Origin of the sequence: Azonexus sp. IMCC34839, assembly GCF_047047955.1 — a bacterium.
Lineage (GTDB): Bacteria > Pseudomonadota > Gammaproteobacteria > Burkholderiales > Rhodocyclaceae > Azonexus.
Genome location: NZ_CP150631.1, coordinates 863,045 through 874,729, shown reverse-complemented (window position 1 = coordinate 874,729; position 11,685 = coordinate 863,045). Strand labels below are relative to the sequence as shown.

At 60.8% G+C, this 11,685-nt stretch carries 13 protein-coding genes and 1 tRNA gene; 10 read left to right on the top strand and 4 right to left on the bottom strand.

All coding sequences use genetic code 11. The features are described 5' to 3' along the window. The first annotated feature begins 3 nt into the window (after positions 1-3). The 8 genes from WIF35_RS04400 (at position 4) to rpoS (ending at position 4,443) form a co-directional block, all read left to right on the top strand. On the top strand, positions 4-312 hold the full coding sequence (locus tag WIF35_RS04400) for an integration host factor subunit alpha (RefSeq protein ID WP_412481213.1): 309 nt from the start codon (positions 4-6) through the stop codon (positions 310-312). Beyond that, the gene (locus tag WIF35_RS04395; protein ID WP_412480353.1) at positions 296-673 is read left to right on the top strand and encodes a MerR family transcriptional regulator; all 378 of its coding nucleotides are present in this window, start codon (positions 296-298) and stop codon (positions 671-673) included. Before WIF35_RS04400 ends, WIF35_RS04395 begins: the two co-directional genes overlap by 17 nt. A 34-nt stretch (positions 674-707) precedes the next feature. Next, a tRNA-Pro gene (locus WIF35_RS04390) sits at positions 708-784 on the top strand. A gap of 101 nt (positions 785-885) precedes the next feature. Beyond that, on the top strand, positions 886-1,203 hold the full coding sequence (locus WIF35_RS04385; RefSeq protein ID WP_412480352.1) for an H-NS family nucleoid-associated regulatory protein: 318 nt from the start codon (positions 886-888) through the stop codon (positions 1,201-1,203). Between the two features lie 3 nt (positions 1,204-1,206). Further along, on the top strand, positions 1,207-1,947 hold the full coding sequence (gene surE / locus WIF35_RS04380; RefSeq protein WP_412480351.1) for a 5'/3'-nucleotidase SurE: 741 nt from the start codon (positions 1,207-1,209) through the stop codon (positions 1,945-1,947). Positions 1,948-1,997: 50 nt separating this feature from the next. Continuing rightward, complete coding sequence (locus WIF35_RS04375) at positions 1,998-2,603, top strand: protein-L-isoaspartate(D-aspartate) O-methyltransferase (RefSeq protein WP_412480350.1); 606 nt, start codon at positions 1,998-2,000, stop codon at positions 2,601-2,603. After that, positions 2,600-3,514, top strand: coding sequence for a peptidoglycan DD-metalloendopeptidase family protein (locus WIF35_RS04370; protein ID WP_412480349.1), 915 nt, complete (start codon positions 2,600-2,602; stop codon positions 3,512-3,514). Before WIF35_RS04375 ends, WIF35_RS04370 begins: the two co-directional genes overlap by 4 nt. A 5-nt stretch (positions 3,515-3,519) precedes the next feature. Continuing rightward, positions 3,520-4,443, top strand: coding sequence for an RNA polymerase sigma factor RpoS (rpoS, locus tag WIF35_RS04365; RefSeq protein ID WP_412481212.1), 924 nt, complete (start codon positions 3,520-3,522; stop codon positions 4,441-4,443). On the opposite strand, the gene mltB is transcribed toward rpoS, so the two are convergent. Genes mltB through WIF35_RS04345 form a run of 4 tightly spaced genes read right to left on the bottom strand, consistent with a single transcriptional unit; the run spans position 4,406 to position 9,307 of the window. Continuing rightward, the gene (gene mltB / locus WIF35_RS04360; protein WP_412480348.1) at positions 4,406-5,458 is read right to left on the bottom strand and encodes a lytic murein transglycosylase B; all 1,053 of its coding nucleotides are present in this window, start codon (positions 5,456-5,458) and stop codon (positions 4,406-4,408) included. The two genes, rpoS and mltB, sit on opposite strands and share 38 nt — an antisense overlap. Before the next feature lie 11 nt (positions 5,459-5,469). After that, positions 5,470-7,410, bottom strand: a complete 1,941-nt coding sequence (locus WIF35_RS04355; RefSeq protein WP_412480347.1) for a DUF3488 and DUF4129 domain-containing transglutaminase family protein — start codon at positions 7,408-7,410, stop codon at positions 5,470-5,472. Continuing rightward, complete coding sequence (locus WIF35_RS04350; protein WP_412480346.1) at positions 7,407-8,357, bottom strand: DUF58 domain-containing protein; 951 nt, start codon at positions 8,355-8,357, stop codon at positions 7,407-7,409. Before WIF35_RS04350 ends, WIF35_RS04355 begins: the two co-directional genes overlap by 4 nt. Before the next feature lie 2 nt (positions 8,358-8,359). Further along, on the bottom strand, positions 8,360-9,307 hold the full coding sequence (locus tag WIF35_RS04345; RefSeq protein WP_412480345.1) for an AAA family ATPase: 948 nt from the start codon (positions 9,305-9,307) through the stop codon (positions 8,360-8,362). Positions 9,308-9,432: 125 nt separating this feature from the next. Between WIF35_RS04345 and WIF35_RS04340 the strand changes: the two genes are divergently transcribed. Both WIF35_RS04340 and WIF35_RS04335 read left to right on the top strand, forming a co-directional pair. After that, positions 9,433-10,359: a histone deacetylase family protein gene (locus WIF35_RS04340; RefSeq protein ID WP_412480344.1), complete on the top strand. Its 927-nt coding sequence runs from the start codon at positions 9,433-9,435 to the stop codon at positions 10,357-10,359. Positions 10,360-10,457: 98 nt separating this feature from the next. Continuing rightward, on the top strand, positions 10,458-11,678 hold the full coding sequence (locus WIF35_RS04335; protein ID WP_412480343.1) for an aspartate kinase: 1,221 nt from the start codon (positions 10,458-10,460) through the stop codon (positions 11,676-11,678). Positions 11,679-11,685 lie beyond the last annotated feature (7 nt).

The window sequence follows — 11,685 nt, the reverse complement described above, 5'->3', positions numbered from 1 at the left end:
AAAATAACGATGACGCTGACAAAAGCCGAACTCGCTGACCTGTTGTTCGAGAGAGTTGGACTCAACAAACGTGAGGCCAAAGATATGGTCGAGGCCTTTTTTGAGGAAATCCGCAATGCTCTGGAAACCGGTGATGGTGTGAAACTGTCCGGTTTCGGCAATTTCCAGTTGCGCGACAAGCCGCAGCGCCCGGGGCGCAATCCGAAAACCGGCGAAGAAATTCCTATCACTGCCCGCCGTGTAGTGACTTTTCACGCCAGTCAAAAACTGAAGTCCGACGTTGAACTCGCCTTCGATGGAACAACGGCTTAAACCGGGCGGCGAGGAACTGCCGCCAATTCCCGCCAAACGTTACTTCACGATCGGTGAAGTTAGCGAACTATGCGGAGTCAAGCCGCACGTGCTGCGTTACTGGGAGCAGGAATTTACCCAGTTGAAGCCGGTCAAGCGCCGCGGAAATCGACGTTATTATCAGCATCATGAGGTTTTGCTGGTGCGCCGTATTCGTGAATTGCTTTATAACCAAGGCTTTACGATCAGTGGCGCGCGTAATCGTCTGGATGAAGGGCCGGTCGCAGCGTCGACTGCTGCGGTGGACAAGTCCGAAATGCCAAAAATCCAGCTCGGATTGCGCGGTGAATTGCAGTCTGTAATTGAAATGTTACGGCTTTGAATTTCGCGCTTTTCAGGTATAATGCGCGGCTCGTCGGGGTGTAGCGCAGCCTGGTAGCGCACTTGCATGGGGTGCAAGGGGTCGCGAGTTCGAATCCCGCCACCCCGACCATTTAAAAAGACCGGCTTTGGCCGGTTTTTTTATTTTTCGCGTTGAAAAATAAATCCGGACAAATTAAATTAACGCCACTCATTTAAAACGTGGAGGTAATCATGGATTTGTCTTCGCTCACCGTTGCCCAATTGCGCGATTTGCAACAGCAGATTCCGGCCGAAATCAAGCGTCGCGAGTCGCAGGAAAAAGCCGATGTATTGAACGAGCTGCGTGCCGTTGCCAAGGCGCGTGGTTATGCCATCGAGGATTTGCTGGGCAAGGAAGTTAAAGCCAAGGCGACGACCGGCGGTAAGGTTAAGGTCAAATATCGCCATCCGGAAAATGCCGAATTGCAATGGACCGGTCGCGGCCGTCAGCCGAAATGGGTTGCCGCTTGGTTGGCCAACGGCGGTACTCTGGAAAAACTCGCGGTTTAATCAATGCGTATTCTGTTGAGCAACGACGATGGCTACTTCGCTCCTGGCTTGGCAGCGTTGGCCGAGGCACTGGGGCGGTTCGGCGAGGTCGTCGTCGTCGCGCCGGAGCAGAACAGAAGCGGGGCCAGCAATTCCCTGACGCTTGACCGCCCGCTGTTACTGAAAAAGGCGGCCAACGGGTTTTATTTCGTCAACGGCACACCGACCGACTGCGTGCATTTGGCAGTCACTGGGATGCTGGATGAATTGCCGGATATTATTGTTTCCGGAATTAATCTCGGCGCCAATATGGGTGACGATACGATTTATTCCGGAACGGTTGCTGCGGCGACCGAAGGATATTTATTGGGAATTCCGTCAATTGCCGTTTCATTGACGAGTTTTGCCGGCGAACATTTTTCGACTGCTGGAAAAGTGGCCGCTGAAATTGTCGCCAAATATATTGAAAAACCCATTGCTGAACCAGTACTGTTGAATGTGAATGTTCCGGATATTCCCTATGCCGATTTGCAAGGGATGGAAATTACCCGGCTTGGTCGGCGGCATAAGGCGGAGCCGGTGGTCAAGATGAAATCGCCGCGCAATGAAACGGTTTATTGGGTCGGTGCGGCGGGTGCCGCAGCGGATGCCGGGCCAGGCACCGATTTTCATGCGGTGGAGCACGGCCGTGTATCGATCACGCCGCTACAGATCGATCTGACGCACAATGCGCAATTGAATGTAATTCGTGACTGGATGAGGTAAGATAGGTGTTGCACGGCATCGGGATGACTTCGCAGCGGACGCGTACCCGGATGATCGAGCGTCTGCGCGAGCAGGGAATACGCAACGAAGCGGTGCTGCGCGCCATGGCGGCGGTGCCGCGCCATATCTTCGTCGAGGAGGCTTTGGCCTCGCGTGCCTATGAAGACACGGCGCTGCCCTTGGGGATGGGGCAAACCATATCGCAGCCCTACATCGTTGCCCGGATGATCGAGTTGCTGATCAATGGCCGGCCAGGGCTTGGCAAGACCTTGGAGGTCGGTGCCGGCTGTGGCTACCAGGCGGCAGTCCTGGCGCAATTGACCAGTGAGGTCTATGCCATCGAGCGTCTGGCCCCTTTGATCGAGAAGGCCAAGGGCAATATGCGCACTCTGCAGCAATTCAATGTGCGCCTGAAACATGGCGATGGGCAATTGGGTTTGCCCGAAGCGGCACCGTTTGACAGTATCATAGTGGCTGCGGCGGGTATGCAGGTTCCGCCGGCGTTGCTGGCGCAATTGGCTGAAGGTGGCCGATTGGTCTTGCCAGTTGGCGCGAACGAGCAGTATCTTAGCCTGATTGAACGGACGCCTCAGGGATTTACCGAGACTCGCCTCGATGCGGTGCGTTTCGTCCCGCTTCTCTCTGGAACACAATGATTCGCTATCTGACTCTTGCTCTTCCCGCCGTGCTGTTGGCGGGGTGTTTTTCCCAGCCGCCGGCACCGACCGTCGATCGCACGGGATCGACACAAAGCCGCGCTACTGTCGCAACACAACCGAGCGGACCAGGGTATTACACGGTCAAGCGTGGAGATACCTTGTATCGCATTGCTCTGGAAAACGGCCAGGACTACCGTGATATCGCGACCTGGAACAATATCGCCAACCCTTCCGCCATCAAGGAAGGGCAGATTCTTCGCGTGATTCCGCCGAGTGCTAGCGCCCCGGTTGCCGATGGGCCGGTGGTCGCCCAGCCGATTGCTACTGGCGCGGTGGAATCCCGCTCCCTCGATCAGGCACCGTCCGGGGCTACCAACGGTGGGGTGAAGCGCGAACCGAAGGTTGGTAAGGAGCCGTATTCCGACGAAGCTTATGCCCGCCTGAACAAGACCAACGATGCTCCGGCCAAGCCGGCCGATATCAAACCCGAGCCCAAGCCTGAGACCCCGGCGCCGAGTGCTCCGGTCGCCGCCGGTCCGGATGAAGTGCCGTGGCAATGGCCGGCTTCAGGCAAACTGTTGGCACCGTTCAACGATTCCTCGAACAAGGGCTTGGATATCGCTGGCAAGGCAGGCGATCCTATCCTGGCGGCCGGTGATGGCAAGGTGGTTTATGCCGGTAGCGGTTTGCGCGGCTATGGCGAGTTGGTCATCGTCAAGCATAACGGAACCTACCTGTCGGCCTATGCGCACAACCGCAAGATTCTGGTCAAGGAAGGTCAGAGCGTGACCAAGGGGCAGAAGATTGCCGAAATGGGCAATACCGATGCCGATACGGTCAAGCTGCACTTCGAGATTCGCAAACAGGGCAAGCCGGTCGATCCGGCCCAATATCTGCCGAAGCGGTGATGGAAATGGGTGAGGGGATGGAACTCGAGGATCTGGGCGAGCAGCCTGACGAGTCCATCCTGTTGCCCGATGTCGAGACGGTCGCTCCTGAGCTTGAGCTGCTCGAGGATGTCACTCAGCTCTATCTCAACGAAATCGGTGCCAAGCCGCTACTGACGCCGCAAGAGGAATTGGCGACGGCGCGTGCGCTGCGTCAGGGCGATTTTTCTGCCCGGCAGAAAATGATCGAGCACAACCTGCGCTTGGTTGTGAATATTGCCAAGCACTACCTGAATCGTGGCATTCCGCTGCTCGATCTGGTCGAGGAGGGCAATCTCGGCCTGATCCATGCGTTGGAAAAATTCGATCCGGAACGCGGTTTCCGTTTTTCCACCTACGCCACCTGGTGGATACGCCAGAGCATCGAGCGCGGCATCATGAACCAGTCGCGCACCATTCGTTTGCCGGTGCATGTGGTCAAGGAAATCAACGTCGTATTGCGTGCCATGCGCCATATCGAGGCGGCGGAAAGCCGCGATTCGACAGTGGAGCGTATCGCCATCCTGCTCGACAAGTCGGTCGATGACGTTCGTCGCATTCTCTCGTTGAACGAGCACATCGCCTCGCTCGATGCGCCGCTGGATATTGATCCCAATCACTCGATGGCCGAGTTGATCGCCGACGAGGAGGGCGGCGATCCTGAATCGCTACTCCAGTCGAGCGAAATCGGCTCTTTGATCGGCAGTTGGCTTGAGCAATTGACGGAGCGCCAGCGCGCCATCATCGAACGACGCTATGGTCTGAACGGCGCGGATATTTCCACTCTCGACACCATTGCTGGCGAACTGGGTCTGACTCGCGAGCGGGTCCGCCAGATTCAGATGGAAGCGCTCGATCGCCTGCGCAAGATCATCAAGCGCGGCAATATTTCTCGCGATTCGCTACTTTAGACGCGTCGATCAGGCACAGGCGGCTACGGATTTCCTCGGCCAGCTGGAACACCGACATGGCGTAGAAGGTCGAGCGGTTGTAGCGCGTGATCACGTAGAAGTTTTCGTAACCCAACCAGTATTCGGTTTCCTTCCCCGGCGATACGAGATCAAGCAAGGCAACCGTGCCGGCTGTATCGGCATTCGCAGCGATGCCCTGGCTGGCCAGGTCGGCCACCTTCAGGCTCGGACGAATGCCAGCCTGGATCAGGCCATCGACTGGCGCACCGTTGCTCATCGCCGGTACGGCTATTGGTTGCTCGGCCAGCCAGCCATGTTGTTCAAGGAAACGACCGACGCTGCCGATGGCATCGTCCACCGAACCGGAGAGGTCGACCCGCTGGTCACCGTCGAAATCGACAGCATAACGGCGTTGGCTGCCGGGCATGAACTGCGGTATGCCGATGGCGCCAGCGAAGGAGCCTTTGACGGCGACCGGATCGAGTGCATTCTCACGGCTGAGCAACAGGAACTGCTCCAATTCGGTCCGGAAGAAATCGCTGCGCGGCGGGTAATGGAAGGCCAGTGTGGCCAGGGCTTCGAGTACCCGGAAGCCGCCGGTGTTCTTGCCGTACTCGGTCTCGACACCGATGATGGCGACGATGATTTCCTCAGGTACGCCATAGATCACGCGGGCACGTGCCAGTTGGGCGGCATTGGCCTGCCAGAAGCGGACGCCACCATCGATGCGCCTGTCGTTCAGGAAGCGCGGCCGATAACGTTCCCAGGAGCGTTGTAGGGGTGAGGCCGGCGGCTTGATCAGTTGCAGTACCTTGGCGTTGGGACGAACCTGGCCGAATTGGCTGAGCAGTGCTTTGGCGTCCAAGCCGTGTCGGTTTTCCATGTCCATGGCGAATTCGACCACCTGAGCCTCGTCGGCGAAGGTCGGATGAGGCTGTGCCGCACGCACCGGCGTGGTGAGAGCAAACAGGCCGAAGCCGAGGGCGGCGGCATGGAGGGCTAAGCGGTACTTCACGTCATACTCCGTCAGGGCAATTGCGCAACCAGGCGGCGCAAGCGTTTGATCTGTTCTTCGGCGCCGCCGTAGCGGGCCAGCAAATAGGCTTCGGCAACTCTGGCAAAAGCGTCGGCCATTTCCGGTCGCTCGTCGGCAACCCGTTGGGCGAGGCTCATCGGCGCCTCCCAAGGGGCGAAGTCTACCCGTCTTCGCGCCAGATGTCGCAAGGCCTTGAGCCATAATCGTTGCGCCGGGTCGAGTTGGGGCCGGCGGTAAAGCGCCCACAGGGCGACTACCGCCAACAGGGCGCTACAGACGCCGGCGAGCAGGGTGGCCAGGCTGCGCCAGTCGGCATCGGGCAGGCCCATGCGGTCGAGCAGGTCGCGCTGGCGCTTGCCGTCATAGCCCAGCACGTATTGATTCCAGGCATTGTTCAAGGCTTCCCAGCGATAGCGCGCGAGGCGCAGCCAGTCGGCACGTATCTGTACCAGCGCCGGCAAGGGCTCGCCGGCCGGCAGGGCGTCGGCGATGCCTTGCTCGATGCGGTTCGGGGCGATGGCGGCGGTCGGATCGACACGTACCCAGCCACGCCCGGCCAGCCAGACTTCGGCCCAGGCGTGGGCATCGGACTGGCGGATGACGAGGTAGCCGTCGAGCGGGTTCGCCTCGCCGCCCTGGTAGCCAGTGACCACGCGCGCCGGAATGCCGGCGGCGCGCATCAGGACGACGAAGGCGGCGGCGTAATGCTCGCAGAAGCCGCGCCGCGTCGAGAACAGGAAATCGTCGATCGGGTTGTCGCCGAGCAGCGGCGGTTGCAGCGTGTAGACGAACTCCTCCTCGCGGAATTGCTTGAGGGCGCGGTTGATAACGATGGTTGGATCGTTGGCTTCGGCGCGCCATTGTCGGCCAAGCGCGAGGCTGTGCGGATTGCGCTGTGGCGGCAGCGCCAGGTTGCGTTGCAGAACGTCGGGTGTTTCCTCGACGTTAAAGCGGTAATCCAGGCTGGCCGCCAGGCGGTAGCGCTGGCGCTGTTCCAGTGGGCGGCGGGTGAGGGCTGTCAGGTTGCCATTCAGTGCCGCCTCGGGCGGCAGGCCGACCGGCGCATCGAGGGCGAGCAACCATCGCTGGTTGTGGGCTTCGAGGGTCGTTTCGTAGCTGACCGGCTGGGCCAGTGTTTCGAGGCGCTCGACGGGCGCGCGCGCCGTCGCGGGCTGCCAGGTCTTGCCGTCGTAGTTCTCCAGCACCGGGCCGCGCCAGTAGAGTTTGTCGCGTGCCGGAGCTTGGCCATCGAAACGGACACGGAAGGCGATTTCGCCGCTTTGCGCGAGTTGCGACAAGCTGCCGGGCGACATGCTGTCGGAAAGGCCGGTGCGACCGGCATGGGCATCCTGCGGCAGCCCCCAGAGCGGGCCGCCGACCCGTGGAAAGAGGATGAACAGCGCCAACATGAAAGGCAGTGCTTGCAGGCTGAGTACGGCGGCGTAGCGCAGGGTCGGGCGCAGGCGGATTTCGGCGCCGCCTTGCAGGCGGATGGTGGCGGCTGTGACCAGCCAGAAAGCCAATAAAAGCCAGAGGCCGGTGGCGATGCTTTGCGAGTAGAGGTAGTGCGTCAGCAGCAGGAAGTAGCCGAGCGTCAGCAAGACGCTGGCATCGCGCTGGCTACGCATTTCCAGCAGCTTCATCGAAGTGAATAGCACGAGCATGCCTACGCCAGCGTCGCGACCGAACAGCGTGCGGAATTCGACCAGGGTGCCGGCACAGGCAACTGCCACCAGCAGCAGGAGCAGCCAACGGCTGGGCAGGCGCTCGTCCTTCCACCAGATCCTGGTGCCCCAGAACCAGAGCAGGCCGGCCATGGCACTCAGCCAGAGTGGCTGGTGCAGGGCGTGCGGAGTGGTAGCGGCCAAGGCTACCGCGAACAGCCAGGGCGGCGCGCCGCGGTCGAGAGCGAGCGTGGCGGGCGTACTCATGGCTCGAACAGCGCCAGGCTTTCCAGGCAGTGCTGACAGTGTGCCGGGCCGTGCGCGGGGGCAATCTGCCGGCCGGGCAAATTGAGGCCGTAATCCTGGCGGCTGCCTTCGGCGGCCAGTACCCAGCCGGCTAGTTGCGACAGACGGCCATCAAGGCCCAACGCCGGATCGGTCAATGACCAGTCCAGGAGGAGCTCAGTGGTTTCGCCGCCGGCGAATTGCTTGACCAGTAAGGGCTGCTCGCCGGTCTGCCTGGCGCTGGCTTTCCAGGCGACATGGCGCAGGGGGTCGGCCGGCTGGCGTTGGCGAAAGCCGCCAAAATCGTCCTGGCCGCCTCGGCCGCTACCGCCTTCCTGCGCCGATGGCGAGGGTGCGGGCAAGGGCGTAGCGAGCGGTTTTGGATAGACCAGGCAGCGCATTTCCGGCTGAAGGTAGCTCCAGGCGGTGAATAGCCCAAGCGGGTAGCGGCTGGACAGGCGCACGCGCGGCAGCGTCAGCCAGCCGCGTTTTGTCGCGCCATGCGGCACCTCAGTTTTTGTGCTTTTTTGCCCGTGCACCGCAGCAGTGGCGATTTTTCCCTTTTCCGCTTCCAGTTCGAGCGCCAGACGCGGATCGTCACGGTCGTTGCTAAGCGTCAGCGGAAAATGCGCGATTTCGCCGACAAAAACCGGCTCGGCCCGCCCTGGCGTGACGGTCAGTCCGTACAGGTTGCGAAAGCCGTGGATCATGCCAGTCAACCCTAGCCCGGCGAGCAGGAAGACGAGGGCATGACCGAGGGCCAGGTCGTAGTTGATCGACGTCAGCAGCATGACGACGAGCGTCACCGCGAAGAGGAGACCGTGGCGCGAAGGCAGGATGAAGATGCGCCGCTGGCCGAGGCGAAACGGTGCGCTGCCATCGCTGTGCCAGCGGAAAAGCTGAATCTGCAGGCGTTTGATCAGTTCCACGTTCAGGGAATGGCGACGCTGCGGATCAGCGCTGCGATGTCTTCGGCCGTAGCGGCGCTGCCGCCTTGGGCCGAACGCAGGCGGTGGCGGGCGACGGCCGGCAGCACGGCTTGCACATCGTCGGGAATGACCATGTCGCGCCCGGCTAGCCAAGCCCAGGCGCGGGCAGCGGCGAGCAGGCCAAGGCCGGCGCGCGGCGACAGGCCGTGCTGAAAAGTGGGTGAATGCCGGGTAGCCTCGACCAAGGCTTGTACATAGTCGATCAGCGGTTCTGCGACATGCACGGCTTCCACTTCGCGTTGCAGTGCCGGCAATTCATCCGGCGTCAGCAAGGCGAGTTGTTCCTCGGCTTCGCGTCGGCGGCCACCACTGGCGAGCAGCGTACGTTCGGCCGAACGGTCCGGGTAGCCGAGTTCGAGGCGCATCAGGAAGCGGTCGAGCTGCGATTCGGGCAGCGGGAAGGTGCCGATCTGGTGCGCCGGGTTCTGCGTGGCGATGACGAAGAAGGGCGTCGGCAGCGTGCGAGTTTCCCCCTCGCTGGTGACCTGGCCTTCTTCCATGGCTTCAAGCAGGGCGCTTTGCGTCTTCGGTGTTGCCCGGTTGATCTCGTCGGCCAGCACCAGTTGGGCGAAGACAGGGCCGGGAATGAAGCGGAAGTCGTTGCGTTCGCGGTCGAAGATCGACACGCCGGTAATGTCGGCGGGCAGCAGGTCGCTGGTGAACTGGATGCGCGAGAAGCGCAGCCCGAGCAGGTGGGCGAGGGTGTGGGCCAGCGTCGTCTTGCCCATGCCGGGCAGGTCTTCGATCAACAGGTGGCCCCCGGCCAGCATGCAGGCAGCGGCGAGGCGAATCTGCGCTGGCTTGCCGAGGATGATCTGTTCGGCGCGGGCGAGCACGGCGTCGAATGGGCGGGCTTGGGGAGAGAACGGTGAGCTCAGTGGACCGGGCATGTGGTTTTTCCGTATTGACGCTTAACAATTCAGACAAATTCTAATACTTGAAGCTGCCCGGGAATTGGGACGATAATGACATTTCAACACAAGCCTATAAGCCGAAAGGCGCAGAGAGATAACAAGTGACGACCACTGCCTTCATCACCCATCGCGACTGCCAGTTGCATGACATGGGTTCGCATCATCCGGAATGCCCGCAACGTCTCACCGCTATCAACGATCACCTGATCGCGCAGGGGATCGATGCCTACTTCAACTATTTCGATGCACCGCTCGCCACCTTTGAGCAATTGCTGCGTGTGCATCCGGCCGCTCATCTGGAGCGCCTGAAACGTGCTTCGCCGGAAAGTGGCGTGGTGCACCTCGATCCCGATACCGCAATGAACCCGCACACTTGGCAAGCCGCCTTGCGCTCGGCAGGCGCCGGTTGCCACGCGGTCGATCTGGTCATGAATGGCGAAGTCGAAAACGCCTTCTGCTCCGTGCGCCCGCCCGGCCACCACTGCGAGAAGAGCACGCCAATGGGCTTCTGCTTCTTCAACAACATCGGCGTCGCCGCCATGCATGCGATCAAGGCGCACGGCCTGGAGCGCGTCGCCATCATCGATTTCGACGTGCACCACGGCAACGGCACCGAAGACTGCTTCGCCGGCGACGAGCGCGTGCTGATGTGCAGCATCTTCCAGCACCCGTTCTACCCGTATAGCGGTGCCGACAAGCCGGCCGCCAACATGTGCAACGTGCCACTCGCCGCCGGTTCCGGCGGCGAGGAATTCCGAGATGCCGTCATGCAGGTATGGACGCCGCGTCTGCGTGAGTTCAAGCCGCAGCTGATCCTGATCTCGGCGGGTTTCGACGCCCACTACGAAGACGACATGGGCGGCCTCAAGCTGTTCGAGAAGGACTATGCCTGGGTCACCGACCATCTGAAGCAGCTGGCCGCCGAGTTGTGCAACAAGCGCATCGTCTCCATGCTCGAAGGCGGCTACGTGATGACCTCGCTGGCCCGTAGCGTCGGCGCTCATTTGCGTTCGCTGGCCGATCTCTAAGCCTATCGATCCAAGTGCTTAATTCTTCTGAAAAAGGGCAGGGTGGGGTAAAATCCACCCTCTTTTTTCGTGTTTCCATCGTTTAACCGGACAAATCCATGGCGTTGATTGTTCAAAAGTACGGCGGCACTTCGGTCGGTAATCCCGAACGGATCAAGAATGTCGCAAAGCGCGTCGCCAAGTTCCACGCGCAGGGCCACCAGGTTGTCGTGGTCGTCTCCGCGATGAGCGGCGAAACCAACAAGCTGATTGCGCTGGCCAAGGAAATTCAGGCCAACCCCGATCCGCGCGAGCTGGACCAGATCTGCTCGACCGGCGAGCAAGTCACCATCGGCCTGCTGGCCATGGCCCTCAAGAGCATCGGCGTCGATGCCCGCAGCTACACCGGCGGCCAGGTCAAGGTTCTGACCGACAGCACCTTCACGAAGGCGCGCATCCTGTCGATCGATGAAACCAATATGCGTCGCGACCTCGAAGCCGGCAAGGTTGTCGTTGTCGCCGGTTTCCAGGGTGTCGATGAAGAAGGCAACATCACCACGCTCGGCCGTGGCGGTTCCGATACCTCCGGCGTCGCGCTCGCTGCCGCGCTGAAGGCCGACGAGTGCCAGATCTACACCGACGTCGATGGCGTCTACACGACCGACCCGCGCGTCGTGCCGGAAGCCAAGAAGCTCGACACCATCACCTTCGAAGAGATGCTGGAAATGGCCAGCCTCGGCTCCAAGGTGCTGCAGATCCGCTCGGTCGAATTCGCCGGCAAGTACAAGGTCAAACTGCGCGTTCTTTCCAGCTTCCAGGACGAAGGGGAAGGTACGCTGATCACTGTTGAGGAAGACAAGAACATGGAACAACCCATCATCTCCGGTATCGCCTTCAATCGCGACGAAGCCAAGCTGACCATGCTGGGCGTTCCGGACACTCCGGGCATCGCCTACCAGATCCTGGGCTCGATCGCCGACGCCAACATCGACGTCGACATGATCATCCAGAACGTCGGCCATGACGGCACCACCGACTTCTCCTTCACCGTCAACCGCGGCGACTTCGCCAAGGCTAAGGACATCCTCGAGGCCGTCAAGGCCAAGCTGGGTGCCCGCGAAGTGACCGGCGACAACAAGATCTGCAAGGTCTCCGCCGTCGGCGTCGGCATGCGTTCTCACCCGGGCGTCGCCTCCAAGATGTTCAAGGCCCTGGCCGACGAAGGCATCAACATCCAGATGATCTCCACCTCTGAGATCAAGATTTCCGTCGTTCTCGACGAGAAGTACCTGGAGCTGGCCGTTCGCGTCCTGCACCGCACCTTCGGTCTGGACCAGTAAGGGTTTG